Below are 25,527 nucleotides of genomic sequence, written 5' to 3'. Positions count from 1 at the left end.
TGCGCTAAGCCGCAATTCACCACACCACAAAATTCACTTTTTAATTTTCCCCGTTGCAGGGGCGAGATAATTAGCCAAGGTCATGTAGTTGAGACCTTAATCGCCCAGTTTCCTCATTGCAGCGGTCTTTACTGCGTTGCAAATAGTCACGGGCGACGGTAAGTCCATCGAGGGCTTTTTGGGCTTCTTCTGCATCATCCAGATTATGTTTGACGTCAATTACGCCGCTGCGTGCCAAATCCAGCTCCTCTAACACACATGCAATCTTTAAAGCCATTGCATGAAATCCTGAAAGTTTGGTGGCCAGTTGTAGTGCTGAATTTCCATTTTTAGTGGTCATTGGTCATGCCTCTGCTGGTTGGTCTGTTAAAAACCAAAAACGCCGGAAAAAGTAGGGAGGTCATCACCGAGCTGGTCACGCTCGTAACCTTCAAATTTGACGTTGGTGTTTGATGCCGGACCTGCTGGGATGATTGCCTCGAAGTCGACGGCCAGAATGCTTTCTCCATCTTCGTTAACTGCAGTGAATTTTTTGCCGTTCAGAGCTGCTTCCAGTACTGCTGACTGTGAAGCCTTCACCGCAGAGGTGAGGTCTTGCTCGGTGAAGATCTCCACCGCGTTGAGTTGCTCGTCCAGGATAGTGATTTGCATTTTTTTTGTAACCTCATAGAAGTTTGTCTATGAGGTTATTTTAAATGATTACTAACCTATGGCAAGTGAAATTACTAAAATTTTATTAAAAAAATTCATCTTTGATTAGTGTATGCTTCTGCCTTTCTGCTGTGCAGATGAAATTTACCAGAATTTTGCGAGCGCTATCTCTTACCGCTGGTTCATCACTATGCATTCGTACGAGTAAATCCCTTACATCGACGAACTCAGAGGCAATCAGTGCATCACCAGAGCAACACAGATTTTCTGGGATATCTGGTAATTGATTTACTGCCTTGTGAATCATATGTAACCCTCAATTTGACTTAAGAAGTTCACTCCTCTAAGAGTGATCCTGTTTGCCAGCTTCCTTTCGGGTATAGCCAGGGGCTTCCGCAATCCTTGGCCGAAGCGATGTAAGCGAATTGTAACTATCTTCTGCCTCAGCCTCTTGTCGATAGCACCAAGTCATGAGCGCCTGATAGAGGGGGGACCAGTAGCGTGAATAAGTGGATTGGGAAATACCCAGGATCTTAAACAGGGCGTGATGACACCTCGTTTCGGTCATTGGTTTCAAACCACTACCTTTGCACCTTGGGCAGTCCTTTAGTATCAGCCGATTTTTTTGCTTCGTTTTTTTCAGATCGCAGACTTGTCCTCTGCCACCGCAACGGCATTTCGCTCCCGGTGTATCGGCCGTTCTGCAAAACTCTTCGATAGCGAGCGATGCGAGGGCGGACAATGCTTCTTGAACATTCCCTGATGTTCCGGCAGGGAGGAATTTTTTGTAATTGTCCGAAGCGTATTGCACCAGACCGGAAAGCGCCGTTGCTGCTGCATATGGATCTTTTGTGTATTTAGCGTAAATCAGGGACAAACCTGTTCTGCACCGGGATTGCGTAATTCCCAGCGAGATCACAATATCCTCGCGGGTCAGGTGGCTATTGCCAGTTGAGCGGGCCTGATACGCAACAATTTGTGCCGATTTCGGGTCGCCGATAGTGATCGCATATTTCAGACGCATGTTATTTTCTCCATTGCCGTTCTGCCGTCAGAATCACTACTGACACGCTTGTTCCTGAAAATTCTCCCGCACGCGTATCAGACCAGGTGCAGTTCCAGTCATCCGGTAGCACACCCTTATCGCGCATCCCCGCCGGTAGAATTGCAACAATTACCGACCCTGTTTTGGTCAGAGCAGCGGCGGCCTGCAGGTGCGCCAGTGCCCGGCCATCACTGAACGGTGGGTTCATCACAATGCGGTCGAAGCAACCGCCATTGACGGATGCCCATTTTAAAAAGTCCGCCTGGTATACACGGAAGCCTTTGCTGTCGAGCACCTGGCATTTCAGCGGGGATATTTCTACGCAAATAGTCTGGTCAACGGGCATGAACTCCGCAATGCCGCCGATTCCCGCGCTTGGCTCCAGGCAAGTGTGGTGGGGTTCAATGCCAGCCAGTTGAACGCAGTATTCCGCCAGCTCTGGGTTGGTAGGGTAGAACTGGTGGCTTTTGTCATCAGGCACGCAACCAGATGCGATAATTTCAGCTATTACGCGAGTAGGATCGTATTCGAATTCCCACCATGACCAGTTGCCGCTGAAGAGCTTAGCGCCACCAATTGACGAGAGAATTCTTTCTGATTCCTTACGTACATGACGGTCTTCAGTAGAGCCATAACCGCGAAATATCCGGTTAAATGGGTTATGCGTTTTTGGCTCTATCGGATCTTCCCACTTGTGACGTTGGATTGGGCGATACGCGTCGATTTCAAGACTGCACAAATCTTGCAAAACCGCCACTGGGAGAACGTTCTGCATCAGGACAAAATCTTTGATTTTTTTCTTCGGTTTTGCGCGGAATTCTGGTGGGATAGCCATCGGGTACAGGCTTGCCAGAATGCAGTTCAGCCGCCAGGCTATATCTGGATGAATTTCAAAATGAGCTGTGCCCTTGAGGTATGCACGAATACGCATCTCACCGCCATCTATCGAGATCCACGTTCCAGGGTAATCGCGTGCGGTCTTCAGGGATTTGTTCGTCAATTCGTATGATGGCTCCGAACGCCCCATGAACTTCGCGATAACCTGACGTAGGTCCAGTACGTAATTCACCATCTTGTAATTCGTAAAACCCCATTGATCGTACACGCATGACAAGATCATGCGCTTGCTGAAGCCCTCTGGTCGGTTCGTGACGTGCTCGCCGGAAAGAGCGCGAAAAATACCGTCAACACGTTCCCCAAAAAATTTGGCGCGAGAACTGAGCATGTCCTTCAGCGTAGCCCTGACGGTCTCCTCCTCAAATTCTGGGGTGCCCATCTCACGGATGCTGTCGTTCCACTCCTCCCGCCTGGCTGCAGGCATGACATCAAGCACGTCTGTCAGTAGCAGCGCCTTCTGCCAGTATGCGGCGTTTAGGTGTGAGATTGCTCCGTCGCGTGAGAATAGATCGCCAATCGCAGGAAAGCTCCTGTAACGCTCATCACGCTGATTTCCACTCAGGAAGTGGCCTATTGCCACCTGAGAGTCGTTATCGCTCAGTATGGCCGCCAGTGATTCGATTTTTTGACGTTCGAGGGTATATCTGCCCAGCAGGTTGTCCACCAGGTCACTGGACGCTGGTGCGAAAAATTCATCCGGGTTGAAAACTTGGTCAGTCATGGTCATGTCTCTTGGTCTTCTGGTACATGCCCACGGAATCCGGGAGGAATCCGGTCATCTGGCATGCTGATGGTGAGTAGCGGATCGAAAGCCACGGCCCACTCGTTGTCAAACTCTCTGCTCGTGCCAAAAAAACGCTGGGCCTGCATAACAAATTTGGTGCCAGTGGTTTTCTCAGAATCACAAAACAAGCGGTAGCGCTCAGTTCCCTGAATCATAGTTTCGGGAAGAACCCCTTCTTTGAGCCGGGCATTCCAACTTTCTTGGGCGCGGTTTTTAGGGTTGCTACCAGATCGTTTTGGATAAGCAGACCAGGCGCTTTCGAACATATTGGTTTTTAGATCTTTATCTTTATCTTTATCTTTATCTTTATCTGGTGTGACATCGCGTGACTCATCGTGACCATTCGTGACACCGTTCCGATTTCTCTCCCTTTCACGTTGTTTCCGTTTTCGCTCAGCAGCAGTCATGGCGGGGTTTTCAGGGCTGTAGCTCTCCTCTCGCTTAACCTGCCGTTTGTCCCAACCACTGACATACGAACCATCTAAGACACGCCCTTGCATCGCACCGATAACTGATGAAATGTCATCCTCAGTCACGTCTAGTGCGCTGGCTAAATCCTCATTCGTGACATCAGTGTGACCTCGCGTGACATTCTGTGACGCGCTAACCAAAATATGGATATAGGTTGCCTGGACAAGCGATACCGGCTGGCCGGAAATGCGCGAGATTGTTCGCCATTTGGGGTCATTTGGCATGTCATGCCACAGGCGTAACCAGGTGTTTGCCATAGGAGCCTCTGCTACGTAACGCTGCTGAAGTTACGTTTTAAAACGTTGGTCATTGGTCATGTCTCTGCTGGTGACGATATGCGTCACGTAGCGCTGTTATCGCCAGTTCAGCTTCATCACATTCTTTTTCAAAATCCCGCAACGGTGCCCCTAACAACGCCGCATTGACCGCATCCGTGTTCTCTCTTAGAAGGCGGGATGCAAGGTACTGGATGCTGCTACCTGCAGTTACCATGGCGTAAAGTTCAGCGTTCTCGTGTCTTATCGATTCAAGAATAAACGGGGTCAGTAATTCAAATTTCTTGGACTGTTCACTTGTCTGGCATTTACGCCAGCGCTGAAAAATTGATATGCGGTTGCGACGCCAGGCAGCATAATCGACAACCCCATCCTCCAGTTCAATGCGATGGAGTTGAAGCTCAGGCCTATGTGCACTTGATAGAAAGGTGGCCGTAATTAATCGCGTAGCTGTTTCCTGAGTTATTTCAGCAGACCAGGCGGTCAATGCTGAGTTCATGACAATAGGGCTGATCTTCATTGTTCAACCCCATGACGCTGGCTTTCTGTATGCTCAAGTTCAGATGGGAGCCAGTATTTGCACCAGTCGGAAGGAAGAAGGTCCTTTCGGGTAACTTTCCCATTCGTGGCCTTCTCGATTGCTAGTGCGCGAGAAGGGGGTACTTTGACATATCCTGACGCTATCTGAGACAGATAGGCTGGGGGCATGTTCAACTCGTGAGCGAGCTTGTAACGCTCACCCCTAGGAAGATCATCGTAATAGCTTTTCAAATCCATAGAACACCTCTTATTAAAGATATGGTTATTTTAATAATGTTTTACTAAAAAATGAAGTGTTTGTTTGAAATAAAAATATTAATAAAAATTTACGAACGAACCTATGCGTGATTCGTCAGCTTTTTACGAATGATTTACTTCAAAACCAACTGAAAACGAAGTGTTCCCTTATGGATATTAAAGAGATTCGACAGCAAAGACTTAAAGAGTGGTTCGAAAATCGTACGGTTCCGCGCGAAGAAAGCAGCTATATCTCTCAGCTAATCGGTGGCAGGGCGTCTTTTGGGGAGAAGGCCGCCAGAAGGTTAGAGGGTACATACGACATGCCTGAAATGTACCTGGACGAACCGTACGAGGTAGAGCAAACTTCGAGTCAGACCTTATTAGATCTCGATTTTCGGTTGATCAAATTGCTCGAGCTAGCCAAGGCATTACCTGACAGCGAAATCGATGACTTCATTAAAGCGATGGAAGACAGAAAACGCTTCTACGATCAGCGCGTGGAAGAGTATTTTGCTAAGTTTGGAATTAAAAAACCTTAGTGTTCACTTGAATGCTGAATAAAATTGTCCTAATCTTCGCTACAAGCTCGACAAGCTGTACCAAAAATTTAAACCCGCTTCGGCGGGTTTTTTCGTTTCAGGGCTTCATGCCCCCCCAAATTGCAGGCCGCAGAAAAAATCCTCGAGTGCTTCGTCGTTACATCCTTCTGATGGCCTGCTATCTCACTCTTACCCCCGAAAATCACAAGGACGAATCAATGCCGCAAAAAGGGGATTTTTTTACTGCTTTGCTGGAGTGCTACCGGCAGCACTCACAAACGGTACAGTCAATCATCGTAGCACTTCTATGTGTCGTGGCCAGCGCTTTTTACACAGGAGCAAAATGGAAAAAAGTCATGGCAGATGTGATCTTCTGCCCACTCATCGCAGTGGTGCTGGGGAACCGCGTTCCTCCGATAACGCTTTTCGGGATTACCGTTGACCATACCATCATAGCTGCACTCGTCGGTACAGCCGGTATGCATGGCGTTCATGCTGCTGCGATCTGGGCAATGGATAAACGGGACCAGATCGCAAAGTTTATGGCTAAACAAAGTGACTAAGCACAATTGACGGCAGGGCAGCCGCAGAGGTTGCCATGCCGCACATTGAAATCGCAGTCTTATATTCTCTCCTGGGGGCATTTGCCCATCTCGCAAGTATCGACCTCACTGAAAAGCCTGTAGTCATCCGTACCGCGCTGGATAACCTCGTTATCTCTGCGTTTGCTGCGGCGATCACGTACCTCGTCGCACTGCGCCTCGGGTGGCAAGTTTATGGAATAGGCCTCGGTTGCGGCATGGCCGCGTGGATGGGAGCGAAAATCCTGACGCATTTTGAACAACGCTTTCTGGAGAGACTGGATGAATCAAAAAACAGGAGAATTACATGACGGAACCCGTCTGGCTGGAAGAGGCCCGCAAATACATCGGTGAGCGTGAAATTAAAGGCAAGTCCAATAACCCGCTGATTGTGCAGTGGTGGAAGGACATACACCGCGGCGGCATCAAGGACGATGAGACTCCATGGTGCGCAGCTTACACCGGCGCAATGCTCGAACACGTTGGCATTGTCTCTTCCCGCTTTGAGTCAGCAAAATCATACGAGACATGGGGCGTAGCACTCAAAGAACCAGCCTATGGCTGTGTGGCCACTTTCACTCGTGACGGCGGTGGCCACGTCGGCTTTGTTGTCGGTCAGGCGCCAAATGGCGACCTGATGGTGCTGGGTGGCAACCAAAGCGATCAGGTCTGCATTCGTGCATTCTCGCCGTGGCGCGTAAGCGGTTACCGCTGGCCTGCCGGAGTTAGTGACCCTCAGCAGCCGCTACCCGTATTAAGTGGGAAACCATCTGAAAGCGAAGCATGAGATGCTCCAGTTTTAAAATTTTGTGGGTAAGTGGTGGAGAAAAATACAGAAATCACGTAGCGCGTGTTCCCCGCGCTAGCGGGGATAAACCGTAAAAGCCGGGTTCCCCCGGCTTAGTCATCAGAACAAACCATACTGCGGCGTTTCGTGGGGATCGTACTCTTCAACGGCGATCCCCAACTCACGCCTGAACCATCGGGCAACCAGCTGCCGATGGCAAAACTCATCAGGCTTCTCATAACACAGCAGCACAGGCTCAACGTTCCCGGTGAGCAAGTGCAGCTCGTTCCATGTTTGCTCAGGATTCAGCTTCGCCAGTACCTCGTGCTCGTACAGATCGATGTAGCGGGAAACTGAAACCGAATTAAACCAATCGCCCGGAGCCAATTTCTTGAACATCTGGTAACCGGACGGCGTATTGCGCGGAGCATATCGGGCAATGCAGATGCGGCCTTCACCGCGGTATAGAGAAAAGCAGGACGTTTTCATCGTAATTCCTTCATGTGCTAAACAATAACCTACGTTATCAATTATAACATAAGTATCTGACTTATAACGGAAAATATATGTTTATAGGCTCGATGCCGAAGAAACTTATCACCCAGATTTTGGGCAACATCCACCTGAAACCTCGTGTCTACATCGGTTGTTCTGGTTCTTTTCGAACTGAACACGCCATCAAGAATCTGCTGCCCGATACCCGGGTTTACGGAAACGACGTATCACTGCTGTCTTGTGCTGTCGGTAATCTGCTGACCGGGAAGGGAATGGACCTTGAGTTTTCCGGCCGTCTGGAACCACTTAACCAGCTGCGTGGTGACGCAGTGGCTAACACCGCCGCAATCTGCCTCGCTATCACGTTGGCACGATACAAAGGCAATAACCAGTATAGTCAGGCACATTTCGCGCACATCCTGCGGAATCTGCCTGACTATTACCGCATTGAGAGGGAGAAGCTGTTGCGCTACACCGACGGCTTCACTATTGACGGGTTCCATGCCGGAGACTTTCAGCACCAGATTGACGCCGCCAGGGAGAACGACGGCACGGTGATTATGTTCGCCCCGACGTATAAGGGCGGCTATGAAAATATCTATAAATTCGTGAACACCAGCACCACGTGGGCAGCACCTTCTTACGGCGTATGGGACCCGGATAACACCGAAGAATTAATCCAACGCCTGCTGGTGGAAGGTCAGAACTTTGCCATTGTGTCCGACCGCCGCATGGAAAATATCGAGCCGCGCATCATGTTCGCCGGCAGCAACAAGCCGGTTTACATGTACGCGAATGATGCCCGGTCATCACTTCGCCGTGAGCAGAAAAAATCGCAGGCCTTTCGGTACCGTACCGTTGAGACAGAAGCGATCACTGCCGACAGTGTAGTGGAAATTAAGCAGCTAAATTCTCAACAACTTAATTTCCTGAAAAATATCTACCTGGCAAAAGGCATTAATCACAAGGCCGGGATGATTAACTTTGGTGTGCTGGTGGATGGCATGCTGGTGGGCGCGTTCATCTTCTCAATGGCGCAGTACGGCGACAAGATCCATAGCATCTACATGCTTAGCGACTTCTCCACGTCGAGGCACCGGAAGCTGTCAAAACTGGTGCCAATGCTGGCAACCAGTCGCGACGTTATTAATCACGTTAACCGCCAGTATGTGATCGACATTCAGTCGGTCTGCACCACAGCGTTCACGACCAAGCCGGTATCAATGAAATACCGCGGAATTTATCAACTGGCGAAACGCGGTGATGGATTCCTGAATTATTCCTCGGCGGTACGCGAGCAGACGCCGCAGCAAATCTTCACAGAGTGGTTCCGCAAATATGCCAATTAAAACAGCTATCCGCCAGGCGGTTCTGGCAGACCTGAAACCGCTGGAAAAGAACGCCCATTATATGGAGCCTGCCGAGTTTGACCTGCTGGTTGCTAACATCCGACGGGATGGAGAGTTAACAAGTTTGCCTGTTGTGTATCGCGGTACCGTGCTGTCGGGTAATCACCGACGAGAAGCCGCAATGAAAGCCGGGCTGGTCGAAGCGTTCATCATTGATATCATTTCTGAACTCACCGAAGACGAGCAACTGGCTATCCAGCTCAGTCACAACGCAATCAAGGGCAAAGATGACAGCAACATACTCCTGGAGTTATACGCCTCAATCCAAAGCCTGGACCTGAAGATTTACTCTGGCCTGACCGATGATGATTTCAAAATCGACGACGTCGAGGTGCAGACACTCTCTTTCGCTCAGCCTGCATATGAAGACCTCGTGATCGCTTTCCTTCCGGAAGAACGAAATCTGTTCATCGAGGCGCTGGAAAAAGTCGGGAAAAAGGCGAAAGAGCGTCTGATTGCTGTTGGACGTGTCAGCGACTTCGATCTGGTCTTCGATGCTGTGATACAGACCAAAAGCAAGTTGAACATCATCAACACCGCTGAAGCACTGAAGACCATAGCTGAACTGGCGCTTCAGAAGCTGGAGGAACTGCCTGATGACCCAGCCGATCCGGTACGACAAGGCGAAGACTGAAGCGCTAGCCGCATGCCGCATGAGCGCTCAGCAAGTTGCTGACGCTCTGGATATCGACTTCGTTTTACTAAAGCAAGACGCGAATCAATTGCAGGAGTTTTACGCCAGCGTCCGGAAAGGTCGTGCAAGAGGCGAAGCCGAGCTGAGAACGGCGCTCTACAAACTTGCAAGGGAAGGCGATACGTTTGCACTACGCGAATTGTTGAAAGTGGAGAAGAACCAGGAATAACAACAGATGAGCAAACCGGATTGGGGGGCACTACAGCAAAGGTTCATCGCTGCGCATACCCGCTCCGGGATCTCTCCCGCAGCCTGGTGTGAAGAGATTGGACTGAACTACGCCACAGCCCGGCGATACATCAAAAAGCCCCCGAAAACTGCGCAGGAAAAATTGCGCAAAACTACGCAAAAAATTGCGCAGAAAGATGGTGCGCAAACTGCGCAGAAACGGGCGGAAAATTTACCAGAAAAAAATCTCAGAAATTTTACTGAAGCTGATTCAGTCAACGTTGACGATTCCGTTTTCGACCCTGCTGATTTCGGGATATCTGAACAGCAAGGCGTATTCGCTCAACACGTTGCGATGGGTAAAACCCTGACCGGTGCCTACCGTCTGGCCGGGTATCAGGGAGCAGGGGCGACAGCCAATTCGAACGCATCGCGCATGCTAAGGAATGCCAAGGTTTCTCGTGCCGTTCGTTGGCTGCGTGACAAGCGCCAGCGCCGCCTTGCTTTGACTGAGGCGGAGATTATCCATCAGCTTTCCTCAATCGCCTCGCTGGATGCCAATGAGCTCACACAGTTCCGTCGTGTGAACTGCCGTTACTGCTGGGGTGATGACCACCAATATCAGTGGAAGGACATCGATGAGTATGAGCACGCCTGTGCTCTTGCACTGAAAGAAGAAAAGGCACCGCCCGAATTTGGTGGAGTCGGCTTCGTTGATTCGGCTGCCCCGCATCCCGAGTGCCCACGCTGTTACGGTGAAGGAGAAGGGCAACCATTCTTTGCCGATACCACAATGCTTGATGGCCCCGCGCGGTGGGCATATCTCGGTGTAGAAGAGACCATGAACGGGCTGAAGGTGAAGTACGCCAGCCCGGAAGCAGCTCGCAAGGAACTGCTGGCCCATCTCAAAGCCACACGTAACATAGTGCCCGGCAAAGAAGAGCTTGAGCTTGAGCGCATGCGTCTGGTGAACGAGAAAGCCCGGTTAGAAATTGAAGTCCTTAAAAACGAAATCAATCCGCCAGGCCAGCGTGGCATAGATGACGATTATCAACTACAGGCATTAACCCCAGATGAACCTACGCCGGACAATCCAGTCCTCTGAAGGTCCGGTCGCACTCACACCAAAACAAGCAAATATATTCGTCTGGGGTTGGCAGCCCAAGGCACGATTCCGTGATGCTGTGTGCGGTCGACGCTTCGGAAAAACGTTTTTAGGCAAAGCAGAGATGCGCCGCGCTGCTCGCCTTGCTGATAAGTGGAATGTCAGTACAGAGGATGAAATCTGGTATGCAGCTCCGACCCAGAAACAGGCGAAACGCGTTTTCTGGCGCAGGCTAAAGCAGGCCATTCCCCGACACTGGTGGGCATCAAAACCCAACGAAACCGAGCTCTCGATAACGCTTCGCAGCGGGCACGTTATCCGCTGCGTGGGGTTGAATAACTACGATGACCTGCGCGGCTCTGGCCTTTTCTTCATCCTGATAGATGAGTGGGCTGACTGCCCATACGCAGCGTGGGAAGAGGTTATTCGTCCCATGCTATCGACGTGCAAATTTGTCGTTGATGGGGTGCAGTATGTCGGTGGCCATGCACTCCGCATAGGCACACCAAAGGGGTTTAACCACTGTTACGACACCTGGCTGTCAGGGCAAGAGAACGGCGAGCCAGACCATAAAAGTTGGCTCTACACCTCACTCGATGGCGGTAACGTCCCGGCTGAGGAACTGGAAGCAGCACGGCGGAAAATGGACCCGCGCACATTCCGACAGGAATACCAGGCCAGCTTCGAGAACTACCAGGGTGTCATCTATTACTGCTTTGACCGCCGTTTAAATCACTGCGATGACACGGTGCAGAAAAATGACGACCTCCATATCGGCATGGACTTCAACGTCAGCAAAATGGCCGCTGTCGTTTTCGTCATTCGTGATGGACTGCCCCGCGCCGTTTTCGAGTTTATGGATGTTTTCGATACACCGGCGATGATCGAGAAAATTCAGGAGCACTACGCCGGCCATAGCATCACCATTTATCCGGATGCCTCCGGAGAGAACCGGCAGACAAATAACGCCAGCGCATCCGATATCGCGTTGCTCAGAACCGCAGGGTTTTCTGTCATCGTGAATGCGGCCAATCCCGCAGTAAAGGATCGTATCAACGCCGTGAACGGCATGTTGTGCAACACCTACGGTGAGCGCCGCATGCTCGTCAATACCTACACCTGCCCCAAATACACGCAGTGTCTCGAACGCCAAATTTATAGCGATAAAGGCAAGGCAGAAAACAAACTCGAACCAGATAAAAAAGCTGGTTTCGACCATGGAAACGACGCAGGCGGCTATTTCATCGTGAAGGTTTATCCACTCGTCAAACACATGGGCATGCTGGTGCGATCGCGCTGACGGAGAATAAAACAGTGACAGAAAATGAAATGCGGCAGCTGCAACGTAGCCTGCACGGAACGGCGGAGAGGCGAGGGGCATTTTGGGAGGAGTCATTCGGTGGCACTGCCAACACGAAACGAACCCGGCTGTATCAGGAGTTCGGCTACCCCCTCCATGTGGGTTTCGGTGATTTCTATCGTGCCTACGCACGCAATGCGATAGCTGCAGCTGCAATCAAGCGTATGAATGACGGCTGCTGGGAAGATTACCCGGAAATCTATGAGGGTGATAAGAAAGAGGACGCCACTCAGCAAACCTCCTGGGATAAACAGGTAAACACGCTGTTTAAAAAGTACTGGAAGCAAATTAAAGGCGCAGACAAACGGAATACTGTCGGCCATTACTCTGCGCTGCTGGTCCAGCTCAAGGATGGCAAAGAATGGAAAGACTCCGTAGACAGAAATCAAATCAGGCTGCTGGCTGAAAAGGCGATCGTAAAACTCATCCCGGTGTGGGAGGCGCAGTTAGAACCTGTTGAATGGGAAGATGATCCGCAAAGTGAAAAATTCGGCGACCCGAAAATGTATCGCTTTACTCAACTGCCGGTGGGTAACCCGGTTGGGTCGTCACCAGGCAGGGATATCAATGTGCATCCTGACCGCGTGTTTATCCTCGCCGAGGGCGCAGATGACGATAACCCATACAGCGGAGAATCAATGCTGGAGGCGGGTTTTAATAAACTGCTGGATATCGAAAAAATCTCTGGTGGCAGCGCAGAGGGTTTCCTGAAAAATGCCAGTCGGCAGTTGAATTACAATTTCAGCGCAAAAACCGATTTCGCCAACCTGGCTAAGGCGCTGGGGGTGACAGAAGGGCAATTGTCCGATGCTCTGCACGACCAGACCAGGCGCCTGAATTCGAATACTGATTCGGCGGTGTTTATGCAGGAAGGAACTGCAAGCGTTCTCTCTGTTGAAGCTGCTGACCCGGAACCCACCTGGCGAACTGCTTTGAACGAGTTCTGCGCCACTATCCCTATCGCAGTAAAAATCCTTATTGGCATGCAAACAGGAGAGCGGGCGAGCACAGAAGACGCAAAAGATTGGGCTAAGACTCGCAAAAGCCGTCGCGACGGTTTTCTGACTGAGATGATCAAGGGGGTGGTTGCCTGGTTTACTGACCTCGGCATCATTCCCGCTACTGCTCAACCAGAAATCACTGTCGCATGGTCTGATTTACTGGCACCGAGTGAAGCCGACAAAATCGCCAATATGGACAAAATGGCTGATGTGGCCAAGAAAACTACAGACGCATTTTTGCGGCCTGCAGTTACTGAAAATGAGGTGCGTGCAGCAGGCGGGATGGAGCCGATAAAAGAACTGAATGAGCCGTTGCCACCGCCTCCAACAAAGGACCCGCTCAATGAGGACGACGACACCAGCACCGACCCTGCCGCGAAGTCGGTCGGAGCCGACACAAAGCAGCCAGGCAGTAAATCGACTACAAAGTGAAATACGGCGTCGCTATTACGGCATAAAAACCGACCTCAGAACCCTTTTCGATTCCTGGCTCACTGGCTACTACACAGAAGCCAACAGTCAACAAAGCGCCATCCTCTGCAATAACGAAATCGGGCCTGCGTCGCTCTATCAGGTCAACGCTGGTGAATACTCCTATGCTCTTGATGGCAGAATGCTGGCGATGTTGCTGGAGCGTACTCAGGCCATTCTCGACCAATGGTTGCTGGAAGGTGGCCCGGGTGATATCTGGGTGGGCAAATTCGTCGCTACTGAGTACGCGAGGGGAACCCAATCGGCCTACCTCAGCCTCGCAAAGCAGAGTGTCGATTATGCAGAAAAAACCACGCTGGCAGAGCTGCTCACCAGCCCGGCGTATCAAAAACGAATCGGGATTGCGTATGCGCAAAGCTACAGCGAATGGAAGGGCATAAGTGACAAGGCCCGCGCTGACCTTGCCAGTGTGCTGTCGGACGCAGTGGCGCGGGGAATTAGCCCCAGAGAAACAGCAAAAATTATCAGCAAGCGCCTCGATGTATCGATGTCTGGTGCGTTCAACATAGCCCAGACAGAACAGGTCGGGGCATATCGCAAAGCGCAATGGGATGAAACAGACGATACGCAAAGCCGTCTGGGTATGCGCACCGCGCTGCTCTGGCTGTCTGCACTGAAAGACACCACTCGTGCATGGCATGCCGCGCGGCATGGTAAGACGTTCACAACTGAAGATGTCAGGGCGTTCTACGCCGAGGGCGGCAACCGCTACCACTGCTATTGCTCACAAATACCGATTCTCGTTGATGCCAACATGCAGCCGGTCAGCCAGACGTTGGTAGTAAAACTGGCTGCGGAGCGGAAGGAATGGGAAGAAGAATACAAAAAAGCCGCGTAATCAAAACTCAATTGGAAACAGGAAATCAGCATGCCACGCAATCGCGTTAACGTGCTGTCGGTTATCAACTCCGCATCAAATATCAGTGAAATCGAAATAGACGGCGTTCCGCATATTGTTGTGCGAGGCGTAGTTCCCATTGTCGATAACATTGTGATGAACGGAAAACTGTACCCGGCAGACAGAATAGAAAATAGCTATAAGACCCTCGAAAACAAACCCATGCCCTACGACCATCCACGCATAGGCAATGTGAATATCAGCGCCTCGGATGTTCGCGCTATTCACGACTACCACGTCGGTGCATGGTTTCAGGATGGAAAACATGCTGATGGGCGGGTTAGTGGCGATATGTACGTTAACCGGCGTTATGCAGAGGCGAGCGAAAAGGGCAAAACCCTAATAAACCGCCTTGACGACATGATTGCCGGGAAAAACGTTGAACCCATTCATATCTCTACCGGGCTGCTCTACAACGAAATCGTTGCGGAGGGGAAATCAAACGGCAAACCGTACAAAACCATTGTCACTGAAATGGAGTTCGACCACGTTGCCATTCTGCTGAATAAAAAGGGGGCAGGCACACCCACTGACGGTGTCGGGATATTTGTTAACTCGGACGGCACCGAAACAGAAATTGAAACCGTGTCACTTAGTGAAGGCATGGATTTCACCAGGCAGGGGCCCTGGAATAAAACCAAATTTTATCTCGCCAATGCCTCAAATTACACATTCGATGAAATTGCTACGGCTATCCGCAATCGGATGAAAGAGGGTAAACCGGACGATTATTACCCGTGGCCGGAAGCTGTCTGGCCAGACCGTTTTATCTATCAGGAGGACGGCAAATACTGGCAACAACGATACGTGATTGACGACACCGGAGCGGCTGAGTTCTTAGGCTCTCCGGTTGAGGTTGTGCGCAGGCCTGTTGAATACGAAATCAAAACAAACGGAGATGAACAGATGTTTAAAGAAATGATGATTAACGCGCTAAAAGCCGCAGGAAAGCCGGTCGATGGGCTGAGCGACGAGCAGCTTTTCACGGCACATAACGCGCTGGTAGTCGCTAATGCCAAAGCCAAACCGGATGAAAATGAAGAAATCGATCCGAAGACGGGTAAGCCGAAACTTAAGGCCTCGGTGACCGGCAATGAAGAGTTACTGGAGATGATCACCAACGCCGTAAACACCGCCGTCGAACCACTAAAAACGCAACTGGCTACGAATGCTGATAAAGACGCGTCCATCAAACGTGCCGCCGTGAAACAGAAATTTGAACTTGATGATCTGGCGGTTAACGAAATGCAGGGGGCGCTACTGGACAGCATGTATGCCAAATGTCAGACCACTACCGGCCTGCATCCGCATTTCCAGTTTAATGTGGATAGTCCAAGCGACCAGTGGAAGGGTTATGACCTGAACGCAGACATTGACGCAATGGAGGAAAAATAATGGTTGCTAACGTAATTTATCGCGGCCCTGCCGAGCGCGAGCCTAAGACGCTAACCCGACAGGTGTCAGCACAAAGCTTACCAGGGGCCGCTGTAATCATCGCCGGTGGCAAATTCGCAGCAGCATCCGCTGCTACAGGGCGTTGGTTAATTCTCAGTAATAACCGTTTTGTTGGGCAGAGCATCAGCGAAATGTATTCAACGAACGATACCGCAAATGCCTATCGGGTTGAGGGTGAGCAGGAATATAACGTGCAACTCGCTGCTGGAACCTACACAGCACAACAGGAGCTTACCATCGGGACTGGCGGAATTTTCAAAGCCGCCACAACCGGCAACCTGGTTGTCGCCGCGTTCGATGAAAGTGCGACACGAACGCTGTCGGCACAAGGGTTCGGTGACATTGTGATTCTCTCTCGCGCTTATCTGAAGTAAAGGAATAAGAAATGTTAAAATTTACACCACAACAGAATGCATTGATTATTAACGCTCGCCGCCGCTGGGACTTTATGCACCGCAACATGGCCAGCATGTACGGCTTTGCAGTGAATGACGTCGGCGGCTTCATTTCAGCTCATGATAACCTGATGGGAAATGCGTCCACCTTGCCAAAGGATGTCTGGGGCACATGGGATAAAAGCTCGATTCTGGTGCAGCGTGACACGCTAGCCGTGTTTAGTGACTTATCTTCTTCAGTCGCATCGCCAGTGCCATTGGGCAAAATCATCAGTTATTTCCGCACGCTGTCTGACTCGGGTGATATCAATATCAGCCTTGACGGTCGCAGCAAGGCCAAAGTTGATTCGCCTGTCATGGCCTATGAGGGTACGCCAGTTCCTATCATCGACTCTGAACTGGTATTCGGCTGGCGAGACATGCTGGCCGCACAGACCGAAGGTGAGAGTCTGGATGCGGATGCACTTCCTAACAACCAGCGGAAGGTTGCAGAAAAGCTGGAGGATTTGGCAATTAATGGTGATTCGTCAATCAGCGTAGGTGGGGCAACAATTTATGGTCTGCGAACAGCGCCATATCGTGCCACCGGCGCTCACGGTTTTACTCTGAACGGTGCTTCTGGCGCGAACTGGCTGGCGGCTATCACCGCGGCAATCGCTGCTGTGCATGCGAAAAACTACCGCGTGCCAGTCACGCTGTATCTCAATTACGATGACTGGTTTTATGCCGGAACAAACGACTACACCGCGGGTTATCCGAAAACGATTATGGCTCGCATCAACGAAATTCCGGGTATCGCGGGTATCGTGCCTGCAAGCAAAGTGCCCGCCAATGAAATTCTGGGTATCGTCAAACGCTCTGACGTTGTGAAAGTGCTCAACGGCATGCCGCTTAGTACCCGACCGAAGGCTCGTCAGAACCCGGAAGATGACTATGTCTTCAGTGTGATGGCAGCTGCCGCAGTTCAATATAAACACGACGCCGAAGGTCAGGCCGGTTACGTCCAGTTCACTAAATAAGGGTACTCGCTATGGAAAATAAAACTCAAAAATGGCTGCTCACTCATGACAGCCATGAACTGAAAAAAGGGCAATTCTTTGAGGGTGAAACCCTCCCGGCTTACCTTGTCGGCAAAGCGGTTCTTTCTGCCGGTACTTCCCTGAGTCCTGAAGAACAGGCTGGCGTAAACGAGCTGCGCCAGGAAATAGAGACCCTTACCAATAAACTGAGTGAGGCTCAGGCGCTTATTACGCAAAAAGACGCCGATAACCTGCGCCAGACCGATGAACTTGAGCAAATGCAAAAAACAATCACTGGGCTGCAGGCTAAATTAAAAGCTGCTAAGGGGTAGTATGGAAACCGGCATTACTGCCGCTGAAATAAAGCAATTCCTCACAGAACTCGGTTACACCATCCCCAATAGTCTGCTGGACCCCATTCTCTGCCGTGTTAATTCAATTCTGCCGTGTCTGAACGGTGCAGGCTATGACGACTGTACGCAAAAGCTGATTTTGCTGTATGCGGGCGCTCTCGTGGCGGCGTCGTCCGGTGCGCGGCGTATCAAATCACAGGGTGCGCCAAACGGCGCGAGCCGATCATTTGATTACGATAAAGATGCATTAACCTGGCTGAAAGAATCTCTGGCAGACCTGGATACCAGCGGCTGCAGCGAGGTTTTGCCCATCACTGCAGGTAGTGATCCGGTTGGGATTTTTATGGTTGTGTGAGGTGTGCGATGTCAGATACAGCGGCATGGACTTATACCAACGCCTGTACCGTCTACCCGATTGCAGGCAAGGACGACTGGAGTGGAGCAAATTCGTATGGGGCGCCTTATCTGATTTCCGCTACATGGGGGACAGATAACGCACTGTCGGGCAAAAACTTCGGCCAGGATGAACTCGGCACCGAGAGAGTGCATAACCGCACTATCTACACCGAGAGCAAATATAACGGAGAATCAGTGCGTATTCCCCTGGAGGGCGATTATATCGCCCTGGGGGATCGCATGACTGAGGCTGATCCTATCAAAGCCGGGGCGGACGAAATCACAAAAGTTCATGAAGATGACATGAGCTTTTTCGATGAAGATCCAGACTACAAGGTTGAAACCAATGCCAGTTAAAGGGCGCAAACAAGTTAATCAGAACGTGAAAGCGTTGCTGGCCAAGATCACAGGTCCGGTAACGGAGCAGACTGTCACGGCGGTGTTGATAACGGGGCAGGCATATGCCGCTGCGATCACGCCACGCGACACCTCTTTTTTAGTCAACACTCAGTATCGACGTATAGAGAAAAAGCCTGGCAAAACTATCGGCATGTCAGGGTATGGCGCTGACTATGCTTTGTACGTCAACGATGCTCCAGGAACGCTGAAGGGCAAGCCCCGCTCTGGTGTTAAATCGTTTGAAACCAAAAATGGGAAGACAGGATTTGCATCTAATTCTGGTAATTTCTGGGACCCGCACGCCGAACCCGATTTTCTAAAAAAAGGGTTTCAGCGTGATGGTCTTTCTGAAATAAAAAACCTGATTAGAGATGGATATAAACTATGACAAGTAGCGAAATATACGATGCGCTTAAGTCGTGGATTGAAATACACGGGTTTGATAACGGCTATCGCATACAGAAGCGACGCTGGAGCGATGGTGATCCCCAGGACCGCTTTATCGTCATTCAGTCAAATAACGGCGGTGTCACCGAGGAAGCCTTAATTCGTGACTCATTCCGGTTCTTATTCGTTTCCGGTTGTTCAGATCCGGATGTTGCCAGCGTTGAGGATTTAGCCAGCAAAGTACGGCAAACGATGATTGAGGATTACAGCATTGCCAGCATTTTTTCTATGCAACCGTTCGGTGGCATACCCAATTATTCAACGGCGGAAAAAAGAATCATTTTTGAAATGAACTTTAATGCGCTAATTGCAAATTAACAGTGGAGTAAACATCATGGGATGTGATTCAGGCGCTTTTACCGGGCGCGATTCGGCATTGTATTACTGCATTGCTTGCCCGGGGAATAAGCCCGCGTTGGCTGATTACAAACGCCTCGGGATGATGCGTGGCAAAACAATGGAGGTGTCCTGGGATAATGCGGATGCCACTGGCGATATGAGCGCGGAGCACACGAAAGAAACTCTGGTTACGTATAAAGACGTCACGTTTTCCGGAGATGGTGTTTCACGTAAAGAGGCGGTTTATAACCAGCGCGAAGTGAAGCGACATGCTTACAACCCCAGCGACACCACCAACAACCAGCCTTATATCTGGCTGAAATTCATCACTCCCAACGACGTAACCGAGGGCTGTTTTACGATCACGTCCTGGAGCGACGAAGCACCGCATGATGATGTCGCGACGTGGTCGACTGAGTGCAGTAGCACTGGCGTTGTGGAAGTGAGGGATCGTACTGAAGTCATCATCATTACGTCTCAGCCGGTCACCCAGACAGTAGAAGTCGGTGATGCGCTGAATCTCAGTGTCGTGGCGAAATCCAGTGACAACTCAGCGCTGACTTATCAGTGGAAAAAAGACGGCACGGCTATCTCCGGGGCTACCTCGGCAACCTACACAGTACCCAGCGTCGTTGAGACTGATGCCGGGACATACACTGTCAGCATCTCTTCACCATCGGCGGGAACACTGACATCAACGGGCGCAGTCGTAACCGTCACGGACGGCGCATAACAGGAGGGGCTTCGGCCCCTGAATTTTATGGTGATCACTGATATTGGGCACATGGCAGTCCACGTCGAAGGGCATGATTATGTTTTCCGACCGACCTTCCAGGCGATGACCAGAATCGGCTCTCCTGAGCAAATCATAACGACAATGGCGGCAGTTTTTGGCAGCCGGTACCCGCAGCATGATATCTACAATCCAGACCTTGCCCGCGCTGCTGTAAGCAGGGGTTATGCTGAAATTATGGCAGCATCCTCTGCTATTCTCCGGGCATGCTGTGATGACAATGTAGACCTGCTCCTGGGGAAGATGAAGATAACCACTCGCGGCAGGCTATTTCGGCGGGGCGGTATCATGCCGTTCGATTCCATTCACATAATTGCACAGCATCTGTTACTGCACGGCATCGTAGGAGATCAGCCTGCTGAACAGGTGGAATCGAAAGGAGAGTTTAACTCCCGGTTTGAGGCCCGGTCGTGGGTATATCAGGCTATGGCGCATCTCGGGCTCAGCGAGTCTGATGCGTGGAGCATGACAATGACAGGCCTTCGCGCTGCCATTGCCGCGAAGTACCCGCAGAAAGAAAAAAATAAAATTCCTTCGGAAGAGGAATACGACGAGTTCATGGAAATGGCAGACGCCCTGGCGGAGGCAGATTATTCAGCTGTGCATTGAAAAGAGGCTGATGCTCAATAACCAAATCTTTATAAAATCCCAAAATTACCGAAATCAGGCATTTAGCTCTGGTGCAGTCGGCCTGAAGTGTTACCGTGCGGGTTTTCAATGCATGGAGCATAAAATGAAACGAGTGGCAATGTGTGTTTTCGGAATTGTTTTGCTTTCCGGATGCGCCACAAAGCAATATCCGCAGGTACCTGCTGTAACGGGTGAAGAGTCGGTTAATTTTGATTGCCAGGCGATTAAACAGGACATCGCAAAAACGCATAGCATTCAGCAAGAAATTGAATCCACAGGTGATTTCGATGGAAAAACCGTCCTCGGGGTTCTGGGTGATTTCGGCATTGGAAATGGTATTGCTAAAGAAGACGCGCGAACTAAAGCGGAGGCCAGGCTTGAGCAACTGGAATCTCTCAAGCTGAAGAGGTGCCAATAACTATTTAGAGTAAGAAAATATAACCCCGCACTGCGGGGTTTTTTATTGCCTGGAGAAAGTGATGGCTGATGAAAAAGTTGGCGGAATTTATTACACCGTTGAAGCGCGCACAGCGGCGCTGCTGACAGCTCAGCAGGATGTTGATACATCAACGGCCAAAATGCAGAACAGTTTCGATAAAACTGACAAATCCGTTGGAAATCTTAATACCGGCATTACCAAACTGGCCGGGGTCATTAAATCGTTCATCGCGGCTTCTGTTCTGCGTGAAATTGCCGGGCTGGTGCAGGGCTATCAGGAAATGGCCGAACGTGTGCAGATGGCTACGGCTAGCCAGGCGGAATTTGAAATGGTGCAGCGTCGCCTTCTCGACACTGCAAATGGCACTTACCGCTCGCTGGGTGAAGCGCAGACGCTCTATATCCAGACCGCAGACTCGCTGCGTAGCATGAATTACACCACGAGCGAAGCGATCGACATCCAGGACTCAATGTCCTATGCGTTCGTAAAAAACGCTACTTCGGCAGACCGGGCGCAGTCGGCAATCAACGCTTTCACCAACTCTATGAACACCGGGAAGGTGTCTGCAGATGCCTGGCAGAGCATCATTGCGGCCACACCGTCGATTATTAATGACGTGGCAAAGGCCAGCGGGGAAACTGCTGCAGACATCAGGGCGCTTGGCGCTGCGGGTAGCCTGACAGCTCGCCAGCTCAGTGAAGGGCTGAGAAAATCGCTCGATGAAAACTCGGCCGCCGCCGCGGGGATGTCAAATAACCTCACCGATGCCAGCGTCAGAATAAAAACTGCTGTGACATCGATTGTTGTCGCCTTCGAAGGCGACACCGGCGTTATCCAGAGTTTCACAAACGGCATCATTGCTGCAGCTGACGAAATGTTGTCGTTCAGTCAGAGCGCAGATGGCATGGCTGCAGCGCTGGATACGAGCAAGAGTGTCGCTCTGATTTTTGCAAGCGTAATTGGTGGCCGTTACCTGACTTCACTCGCGTCGGCCACAGGCGCACAAATCAAAAAAGCGTCCGCATCGAGAGCTGCTGCGGTCGCAGAGCGGAGTGAGGCACTGGCCGCGAAACTTGCTGCCACTGCAGCATTAACTGCGACCAGCGCCACTAATCAGACAGCAATCGCGAACCTGAGGATGGCCGAGTCGACCTATGCAGCAGCGAAGGGCACATCGACTGAAGTCGCTGCGCTGAGCGCCTTGTCTGTGGCACAGGCGCGTGCTGCTGCTGCGGCACTTGAATTCACCGCAGCTGAAACGTTGGCGAGTGCAGCTACGATTCGATTAACCGCCGCATCCAGAGCGGCTTCGGTTGGACTGAATCTGCTGAAAAGTGGGTTTTCTCTGTTGGGTGGGCCTGCCGGCATCATCCTGCTTGCCGCCGGGGCCCTTTATTCATGGTATCAAAATGTTGAGGAGGCAACTCAGGCCAGCCTTGACCTTGCGGATAATCTCGGCGCTCTCACTGAAAAAATGCAGGAGATGAACCGGGTCCAGGTGCAGGGCACCATCGTAGACCTGAATAAGTCGATTGACGCTCAGAAAGAAGCCATCGCAGACGAACGGCAAGAGTTGGCATCGCTACAACTCCAACTGAAACATGCAACCGGCGATTACATTAATCTCAATGACGGCATGATGGGGGTCAACAACACATCGAGGAAAACGACGGAGCTACAAAATCAAATTAGCCAAAAACTCAGGGACCTGGACGTCGCTGAAACGAAGCTCACTGCTACGCAAAACACGCTCTCACAGGCCCAGGGCATCTATAACGATAAAGTGGCAGCGTCTGACGCGCTGCTTAAAATTTTTGAGCAACATCTTTCACAAGCGATACCGAATGCCAGTGCAGCGGCCATCCAGGCGATGGCAATTACCGCGCAGTTTATGGATGAGATAAACAAAAAAGCGCAGCCAGCAAAAGCACCCGAAATTGCTGAGCCAGATATTTCCGGAGCAGCAAAAGATGCGCTGAAACTGGCACAGCAGCGGCTGGCTCTTTCAAAACTGGAGGGGGAGCAAAAAGCTAAATTAACTGCGCAATACGACGCTGAAAAAGACGGCGTAGATCTCACAACTGAAGCCGGTAAAAAATATGTAGAGATGCTCGGTCAGACGTACTGGCAGACTGAGCAAAATACAGCGGCAACAAAAAAATCATCAACTGCCACTGACTCAATCACAAGCAAACTCTCCAGTCTGAAGCAAAAGTCACAACTTACCGCCGACAGCACCAGCGATTTGAGCCGTGAGCAAGCGATCCTTAACGCGCAACTCTCGCTCGGCAAAGGAGCAACTGCAGCGCAAACGAAGCAGGCAGGTGAATACGCCGCGAAAATATGGGATACGACTAACGCTCTGAAAGGACTAGCCGTCGCTGAGAAGCTGCTGGCTGAGACCGGGGAGCAGAAACAGTTCAAACAGGAGTCCGATGCACTGACTGCGGCGCTGAGTCAGCAACTCATTACTCAAGAACAGTACAACCAGGCGAGTGAGCGATCAGCGCAAACGCACCAGGCTAATCTGGCGAAAATACGCGCTGAAAACGCTTCGGGTGTAACGCCTCAGCAAGAGCTGGCAGGCAGCGTTGACCCCGTGCAGCAGGCCGCTAATGAGTATGCCAAGAAACTGGCTTTGCTGACGTCATATGAACAGGCGGCAGTGCTGACGCATACGCAAGCAGTGGCACAGAAAAACGCTGTTGAGACACAGTACGAGCAACAGCGCCTGGCGGCACTTGAACAGCAGTATCGCGCTCAGTCGGATCTGAACAATTTTACTATGTCGATGATAGACACAGTTGGTCAGCGCTTTGGGAACATGATAACTGGGATGATCACTAGCACTCAGTCAGCCACTGAAGCGGCGAGAAACCTGGCTGCCACGATTCTGAATCAGGCAGTCGGTGCTTTGGTGGCAATGGGTGCACAGGCCCTGAAAAATCTTGCCATCGGGCAGACGGCTTCAAGCGCATCCGTAGCCCAGGCAGCAGTAACGGGCCCTGCAATAGCCAGCGCGTATGCACCGGCCGCAGCAGCTGTATCACTGGCATCTTATGGTGCCAACTCCGCGCCTGCAATGGCCGGTATAGCAGCGACTAATGCGATGTCAAAAATGATGGCCGTAGGGGGCCGTAGGTACGGCGGCGGTGTGTCTGCTGGCAACATGTACCGCGTCAACGAAAGCGGCGAATCCGAAGTTTTCCAGAACAGTGCCGGGCAGCAAATGTTCATTCCGGGTCAGTCCGGAAAAGTGGTTCCCTCAGACAGTTCTGGCGGCAGTTCACCTGTGAACATCATTATCAACAACACGGCTCCGGGCGCGACGGTTGAGAACCAGGGCTATAACCCGGACACAAAAACTATAACGCTCGCAGTGAAAGAGGTCGCGAAGCAGCTGCGCAGTCGTAACGGCGAAGTGGCGCGTTCATTAAGCGACAGCTGGAATATTTCCGGTAAAACGAGGTAGAGGACCATGGCAGAGCTAACTTGGCCGGAAGGTTTAAGTCCGGCAGTGAAAAGTGGAAAAAGGCGCACACACAGCGCTTCATATGCCGCGTCAGATCCGACGGTTGCACCGCTGTATCTGAAAAACATCTCTACTGACCAGCCGACGACATGGGATGTGAACTTCGTGCTGGGGAAGTACGATGCGGACTATTTCTGGCGATGGTACACAGACACAATCGAGGGTGGCCGAAGACATTTTATTATGCCCATTGATACCGAGTTCGGACTTACGCAGCAGAAGGTCATCTTTGACCCGGAAACCGCAATAACAGTAACCCAGCAGGGGGCGCTCTTCAGTTACTCAGCGAGATTAATTTGTAGAACCTTTGCGATCCCTGCAGTTTCCTCCGCGCTGAAATCAGCGTCGCTGTACAACGACAGGAATGCAGCACTGGAGGCTATCAATAATGCCTGTATCTGATGCGCAACGTGAATTCTGGTCAACGAAAAATCCCGCTGCAGACTATGATGTCGTCGTGATTTCACACCCTGCCTTTGATGGCCCAATCCGACTTGTGGCAAATGTCTATGAAGACATCACGATTAACGGGGCGGTTTATACCGCGTGCGCGATGGAAATCGACAAGCCAGAACAGGGGCGAGATCCAATTAGCAGCGCGACCATAAAATTTTCACGAATTAATGTGGGCGATCAGTTCAAAGTTTATATCCGATCGCTTGATGGGTATGACTGGATGACTCCGGTTTCCGTCTTGCTTCAGCACTACACCGAGCAAAACACGACTACTCCTGATCAGAGTTGGGGGCTTTTTGTCGGAGAAGAAGGCGTGCGCGTCACACCCGACTACGTGACGCTTCAAGCGACCGACGACAACCCAATGACGATGAATAGCAGCATCATTTACGACATCGACCGCTACCCAGGCCTGCAGTACCTCTAAACCTCTCCCGAGAAA

General features: G+C 51.1%; 34 protein-coding genes. 25 read left to right on the top strand and 9 right to left on the bottom strand.

From position 1 onward, the window contains the following. Positions 1-70: 70 nt before the first annotated feature. The 8 genes from ACLW56_RS10050 to ACLW56_RS10015 all read right to left on the bottom strand — a co-directional run bounded on the left by ACLW56_RS10050 (position 71) and on the right by ACLW56_RS10015 (position 4,900). Entirely contained in the window at positions 71-340 is a 270-nt protein-coding gene (locus ACLW56_RS10050; protein ID WP_330983641.1) for a hypothetical protein, read from the bottom strand. Between the two features lie 26 nt (positions 341-366). Further along, on the bottom strand, positions 367-651 hold the full coding sequence (locus ACLW56_RS10045) for a hypothetical protein (RefSeq protein WP_330983640.1): 285 nt from the start codon (positions 649-651) through the stop codon (positions 367-369). Between the two features lie 85 nt (positions 652-736). After that, positions 737-958, bottom strand: a complete 222-nt coding sequence (locus ACLW56_RS10040) for a hypothetical protein (protein WP_330983639.1) — start codon at positions 956-958, stop codon at positions 737-739. A gap of 36 nt (positions 959-994) precedes the next feature. Then, positions 995-1,675, bottom strand: a complete 681-nt coding sequence (locus ACLW56_RS10035; protein WP_330983638.1) for an antitermination protein — start codon at positions 1,673-1,675, stop codon at positions 995-997. Between the two features lies 1 nt (position 1,676). After that, on the bottom strand, positions 1,677-3,320 hold the full coding sequence (locus ACLW56_RS10030) for a DUF4942 domain-containing protein (protein ID WP_330983637.1): 1,644 nt from the start codon (positions 3,318-3,320) through the stop codon (positions 1,677-1,679). Then, positions 3,317-4,105: a hypothetical protein gene (locus tag ACLW56_RS10025; protein ID WP_330983636.1), complete on the bottom strand. Its 789-nt coding sequence runs from the start codon at positions 4,103-4,105 to the stop codon at positions 3,317-3,319. Before ACLW56_RS10025 ends, ACLW56_RS10030 begins: the two co-directional genes overlap by 4 nt. 49 nt (positions 4,106-4,154) lie before the next feature. Next, complete coding sequence (locus tag ACLW56_RS10020; RefSeq protein WP_330983635.1) at positions 4,155-4,643, bottom strand: toxin YdaT family protein; 489 nt, start codon at positions 4,641-4,643, stop codon at positions 4,155-4,157. Further along, positions 4,640-4,900 carry a transcriptional regulator gene (locus ACLW56_RS10015; RefSeq protein ID WP_330983634.1) on the bottom strand — a complete coding sequence of 87 codons (261 nt, stop codon included), beginning with the start codon at positions 4,898-4,900 and terminating at the stop codon, positions 4,640-4,642. The genes ACLW56_RS10020 and ACLW56_RS10015 overlap by 4 nt, the downstream gene beginning before the upstream one ends. Before the next feature lie 107 nt (positions 4,901-5,007). Here ACLW56_RS10015 and ACLW56_RS10010 point away from each other — a divergent pair, with 107 nt between their 5' ends. The 4 genes from ACLW56_RS10010 to ACLW56_RS09995 all read left to right on the top strand — a co-directional run bounded on the left by ACLW56_RS10010 (position 5,008) and on the right by ACLW56_RS09995 (position 6,810). Continuing rightward, positions 5,008-5,442, top strand: coding sequence for a hypothetical protein (locus ACLW56_RS10010; protein ID WP_330983633.1), 435 nt, complete (start codon positions 5,008-5,010; stop codon positions 5,440-5,442). 146 nt (positions 5,443-5,588) lie between these two features. After that, a complete protein-coding gene (locus ACLW56_RS10005) occupies positions 5,589-6,005 on the top strand; it encodes a phage holin family protein (RefSeq protein ID WP_330983632.1) in 417 nt (138 codons plus the stop codon). A gap of 35 nt (positions 6,006-6,040) precedes the next feature. Next, a complete protein-coding gene (locus tag ACLW56_RS10000; protein ID WP_330983631.1) occupies positions 6,041-6,334 on the top strand; it encodes a hypothetical protein in 294 nt (97 codons plus the stop codon). Beyond that, entirely contained in the window at positions 6,331-6,810 is a 480-nt protein-coding gene (locus ACLW56_RS09995) for a TIGR02594 family protein (RefSeq protein ID WP_330983630.1), read from the top strand. Before ACLW56_RS10000 ends, ACLW56_RS09995 begins: the two co-directional genes overlap by 4 nt. 120 nt (positions 6,811-6,930) lie before the next feature. Here the strand turns inward: ACLW56_RS09995 and ACLW56_RS09990 are convergent, their stop codons facing one another. Further along, positions 6,931-7,299, bottom strand: a complete 369-nt coding sequence (locus ACLW56_RS09990) for a DUF488 family protein (RefSeq protein ID WP_330983629.1) — start codon at positions 7,297-7,299, stop codon at positions 6,931-6,933. Between the two features lie 92 nt (positions 7,300-7,391). Between ACLW56_RS09990 and ACLW56_RS09985 the strand changes: the two genes are divergently transcribed. The 21 genes from ACLW56_RS09985 to ACLW56_RS09885 all read left to right on the top strand — a co-directional run bounded on the left by ACLW56_RS09985 (position 7,392) and on the right by ACLW56_RS09885 (position 25,512). Continuing rightward, entirely contained in the window at positions 7,392-8,654 is a 1,263-nt protein-coding gene (locus tag ACLW56_RS09985; protein ID WP_330983628.1) for a hypothetical protein, read from the top strand. Next, positions 8,644-9,348, top strand: coding sequence for a ParB N-terminal domain-containing protein (locus ACLW56_RS09980; protein ID WP_330983627.1), 705 nt, complete (start codon positions 8,644-8,646; stop codon positions 9,346-9,348). The genes ACLW56_RS09985 and ACLW56_RS09980 overlap by 11 nt, the downstream gene beginning before the upstream one ends. Beyond that, entirely contained in the window at positions 9,311-9,577 is a 267-nt protein-coding gene (locus tag ACLW56_RS09975; protein WP_330983626.1) for a hypothetical protein, read from the top strand. Before ACLW56_RS09980 ends, ACLW56_RS09975 begins: the two co-directional genes overlap by 38 nt. A 6-nt stretch (positions 9,578-9,583) precedes the next feature. Continuing rightward, a complete protein-coding gene (locus ACLW56_RS09970) occupies positions 9,584-10,681 on the top strand; it encodes a terminase small subunit (protein ID WP_330983625.1) in 1,098 nt (365 codons plus the stop codon). Then, a complete protein-coding gene (locus ACLW56_RS09965) occupies positions 10,650-11,981 on the top strand; it encodes a terminase large subunit domain-containing protein (RefSeq protein WP_330983624.1) in 1,332 nt (443 codons plus the stop codon). Before ACLW56_RS09970 ends, ACLW56_RS09965 begins: the two co-directional genes overlap by 32 nt. Before the next feature lie 14 nt (positions 11,982-11,995). Next, complete coding sequence (locus ACLW56_RS09960; RefSeq protein WP_330983623.1) at positions 11,996-13,474, top strand: anti-CBASS protein Acb1 family protein; 1,479 nt, start codon at positions 11,996-11,998, stop codon at positions 13,472-13,474. Beyond that, complete coding sequence (locus ACLW56_RS09955) at positions 13,386-14,372, top strand: phage minor head protein (RefSeq protein ID WP_330983622.1); 987 nt, start codon at positions 13,386-13,388, stop codon at positions 14,370-14,372. Before ACLW56_RS09960 ends, ACLW56_RS09955 begins: the two co-directional genes overlap by 89 nt. Before the next feature lie 30 nt (positions 14,373-14,402). After that, a complete protein-coding gene (locus ACLW56_RS09950) occupies positions 14,403-15,827 on the top strand; it encodes a DUF2213 domain-containing protein (RefSeq protein ID WP_330983621.1) in 1,425 nt (474 codons plus the stop codon). Next, positions 15,827-16,261 carry a hypothetical protein gene (locus tag ACLW56_RS09945; RefSeq protein ID WP_330983620.1) on the top strand — a complete coding sequence of 145 codons (435 nt, stop codon included), beginning with the start codon at positions 15,827-15,829 and terminating at the stop codon, positions 16,259-16,261. Before ACLW56_RS09950 ends, ACLW56_RS09945 begins: the two co-directional genes overlap by 1 nt. 11 nt (positions 16,262-16,272) lie before the next feature. Next, positions 16,273-17,301: a major capsid protein gene (locus ACLW56_RS09940; RefSeq protein WP_330983619.1), complete on the top strand. Its 1,029-nt coding sequence runs from the start codon at positions 16,273-16,275 to the stop codon at positions 17,299-17,301. Positions 17,302-17,312: 11 nt separating this feature from the next. Continuing rightward, positions 17,313-17,633 carry a hypothetical protein gene (locus ACLW56_RS09935; RefSeq protein WP_330983618.1) on the top strand — a complete coding sequence of 107 codons (321 nt, stop codon included), beginning with the start codon at positions 17,313-17,315 and terminating at the stop codon, positions 17,631-17,633. Position 17,634: 1 nt separating this feature from the next. Further along, positions 17,635-18,009: a hypothetical protein gene (locus ACLW56_RS09930; RefSeq protein WP_330983617.1), complete on the top strand. Its 375-nt coding sequence runs from the start codon at positions 17,635-17,637 to the stop codon at positions 18,007-18,009. A gap of 8 nt (positions 18,010-18,017) precedes the next feature. Beyond that, positions 18,018-18,407, top strand: a complete 390-nt coding sequence (locus ACLW56_RS09925; protein WP_330983616.1) for a hypothetical protein — start codon at positions 18,018-18,020, stop codon at positions 18,405-18,407. Then, complete coding sequence (locus ACLW56_RS09920) at positions 18,367-18,837, top strand: hypothetical protein (RefSeq protein WP_330983615.1); 471 nt, start codon at positions 18,367-18,369, stop codon at positions 18,835-18,837. The genes ACLW56_RS09925 and ACLW56_RS09920 overlap by 41 nt, the downstream gene beginning before the upstream one ends. Then, a complete protein-coding gene (locus ACLW56_RS09915) occupies positions 18,834-19,214 on the top strand; it encodes a hypothetical protein (RefSeq protein ID WP_330983614.1) in 381 nt (126 codons plus the stop codon). Before ACLW56_RS09920 ends, ACLW56_RS09915 begins: the two co-directional genes overlap by 4 nt. Positions 19,215-19,230: 16 nt before the next feature. Continuing rightward, a complete protein-coding gene (locus ACLW56_RS09910; RefSeq protein WP_330983613.1) occupies positions 19,231-19,968 on the top strand; it encodes a phage tail tube protein in 738 nt (245 codons plus the stop codon). A 27-nt stretch (positions 19,969-19,995) separates the two neighbouring features. Beyond that, positions 19,996-20,637, top strand: coding sequence for a DUF6246 family protein (locus tag ACLW56_RS09905; protein WP_330983612.1), 642 nt, complete (start codon positions 19,996-19,998; stop codon positions 20,635-20,637). Between the two features lie 124 nt (positions 20,638-20,761). Then, on the top strand, positions 20,762-21,076 hold the full coding sequence (locus ACLW56_RS09900) for a hypothetical protein (protein WP_330983611.1): 315 nt from the start codon (positions 20,762-20,764) through the stop codon (positions 21,074-21,076). A gap of 61 nt (positions 21,077-21,137) precedes the next feature. Further along, the gene (locus ACLW56_RS09895) at positions 21,138-24,569 is read left to right on the top strand and encodes a tape measure protein (RefSeq protein WP_330983610.1); all 3,432 of its coding nucleotides are present in this window, start codon (positions 21,138-21,140) and stop codon (positions 24,567-24,569) included. A gap of 6 nt (positions 24,570-24,575) precedes the next feature. Further along, positions 24,576-25,031 (top strand): hypothetical protein, encoded by a 456-nt coding sequence (locus ACLW56_RS09890; protein WP_330983609.1) that lies wholly within the window; start codon positions 24,576-24,578, stop codon positions 25,029-25,031. Then, the gene (locus ACLW56_RS09885) at positions 25,018-25,512 is read left to right on the top strand and encodes a DUF1833 family protein (RefSeq protein ID WP_330983608.1); all 495 of its coding nucleotides are present in this window, start codon (positions 25,018-25,020) and stop codon (positions 25,510-25,512) included. The genes ACLW56_RS09890 and ACLW56_RS09885 overlap by 14 nt, the downstream gene beginning before the upstream one ends. Positions 25,513-25,527 lie beyond the last annotated feature (15 nt).

It is taken from the genome of Pantoea sp. sgz302252 (assembly GCF_047713085.1).
Lineage (GTDB): Bacteria > Pseudomonadota > Gammaproteobacteria > Enterobacterales > Enterobacteriaceae > Scandinavium.
Note: the sequence above shows the minus strand (reverse complement) of the source record. Positions and strands in the feature narration are given on the sequence as shown.

Coding starts and splice junctions, on each gene's coding strand:
- ACLW56_RS09940 (WP_330983619.1), top strand. CDS start 16,273: ATGTTAAAATTTACACCACAACAGAATGCATTGATTATTAACGCTCGC.
- ACLW56_RS10030 (WP_330983637.1), bottom strand. CDS start 3,320: ATGACCATGACTGACCAAGTTTTCAACCCGGATGAATTTTTCGCACCA.
- ACLW56_RS09915 (WP_330983614.1), top strand. CDS start 18,834: ATGACAAGTAGCGAAATATACGATGCGCTTAAGTCGTGGATTGAAATA.
- ACLW56_RS10045 (WP_330983640.1), bottom strand. CDS start 651: ATGCAAATCACTATCCTGGACGAGCAACTCAACGCGGTGGAGATCTTC.
- ACLW56_RS09925 (WP_330983616.1), top strand. CDS start 18,018: ATGTCAGATACAGCGGCATGGACTTATACCAACGCCTGTACCGTCTAC.
- ACLW56_RS09990 (WP_330983629.1), bottom strand. CDS start 7,299: ATGAAAACGTCCTGCTTTTCTCTATACCGCGGTGAAGGCCGCATCTGC.
- ACLW56_RS09935 (WP_330983618.1), top strand. CDS start 17,313: ATGGAAAATAAAACTCAAAAATGGCTGCTCACTCATGACAGCCATGAA.
- ACLW56_RS09995 (WP_330983630.1), top strand. CDS start 6,331: ATGACGGAACCCGTCTGGCTGGAAGAGGCCCGCAAATACATCGGTGAG.
- ACLW56_RS10050 (WP_330983641.1), bottom strand. CDS start 340: ATGACCACTAAAAATGGAAATTCAGCACTACAACTGGCCACCAAACTT.
- ACLW56_RS09910 (WP_330983613.1), top strand. CDS start 19,231: ATGGGATGTGATTCAGGCGCTTTTACCGGGCGCGATTCGGCATTGTAT.
- ACLW56_RS09890 (WP_330983609.1), top strand. CDS start 24,576: ATGGCAGAGCTAACTTGGCCGGAAGGTTTAAGTCCGGCAGTGAAAAGT.
- ACLW56_RS09885 (WP_330983608.1), top strand. CDS start 25,018: ATGCCTGTATCTGATGCGCAACGTGAATTCTGGTCAACGAAAAATCCC.
- ACLW56_RS10015 (WP_330983634.1), bottom strand. CDS start 4,900: ATGGATTTGAAAAGCTATTACGATGATCTTCCTAGGGGTGAGCGTTAC.
- ACLW56_RS10020 (WP_330983635.1), bottom strand. CDS start 4,643: ATGAAGATCAGCCCTATTGTCATGAACTCAGCATTGACCGCCTGGTCT.
- ACLW56_RS10035 (WP_330983638.1), bottom strand. CDS start 1,675: ATGCGTCTGAAATATGCGATCACTATCGGCGACCCGAAATCGGCACAA.
- ACLW56_RS10025 (WP_330983636.1), bottom strand. CDS start 4,105: ATGGCAAACACCTGGTTACGCCTGTGGCATGACATGCCAAATGACCCC.
- ACLW56_RS09895 (WP_330983610.1), top strand. CDS start 21,138: ATGGCTGATGAAAAAGTTGGCGGAATTTATTACACCGTTGAAGCGCGC.
- ACLW56_RS09930 (WP_330983617.1), top strand. CDS start 17,635: ATGGAAACCGGCATTACTGCCGCTGAAATAAAGCAATTCCTCACAGAA.
- ACLW56_RS09945 (WP_330983620.1), top strand. CDS start 15,827: ATGGTTGCTAACGTAATTTATCGCGGCCCTGCCGAGCGCGAGCCTAAG.
- ACLW56_RS09920 (WP_330983615.1), top strand. CDS start 18,367: ATGAAGATCCAGACTACAAGGTTGAAACCAATGCCAGTTAAAGGGCGC.
- ACLW56_RS09975 (WP_330983626.1), top strand. CDS start 9,311: ATGACCCAGCCGATCCGGTACGACAAGGCGAAGACTGAAGCGCTAGCC.
- ACLW56_RS09980 (WP_330983627.1), top strand. CDS start 8,644: ATGCCAATTAAAACAGCTATCCGCCAGGCGGTTCTGGCAGACCTGAAA.
- ACLW56_RS09900 (WP_330983611.1), top strand. CDS start 20,762: ATGAAACGAGTGGCAATGTGTGTTTTCGGAATTGTTTTGCTTTCCGGA.
- ACLW56_RS09965 (WP_330983624.1), top strand. CDS start 10,650: ATGAACCTACGCCGGACAATCCAGTCCTCTGAAGGTCCGGTCGCACTC.
- ACLW56_RS09950 (WP_330983621.1), top strand. CDS start 14,403: ATGCCACGCAATCGCGTTAACGTGCTGTCGGTTATCAACTCCGCATCA.
- ACLW56_RS09970 (WP_330983625.1), top strand. CDS start 9,584: ATGAGCAAACCGGATTGGGGGGCACTACAGCAAAGGTTCATCGCTGCG.
- ACLW56_RS09955 (WP_330983622.1), top strand. CDS start 13,386: ATGAGGACGACGACACCAGCACCGACCCTGCCGCGAAGTCGGTCGGAG.
- ACLW56_RS09905 (WP_330983612.1), top strand. CDS start 19,996: ATGGTGATCACTGATATTGGGCACATGGCAGTCCACGTCGAAGGGCAT.
- ACLW56_RS09985 (WP_330983628.1), top strand. CDS start 7,392: ATGCCGAAGAAACTTATCACCCAGATTTTGGGCAACATCCACCTGAAA.
- ACLW56_RS10040 (WP_330983639.1), bottom strand. CDS start 958: ATGATTCACAAGGCAGTAAATCAATTACCAGATATCCCAGAAAATCTG.
- ACLW56_RS10000 (WP_330983631.1), top strand. CDS start 6,041: ATGCCGCACATTGAAATCGCAGTCTTATATTCTCTCCTGGGGGCATTT.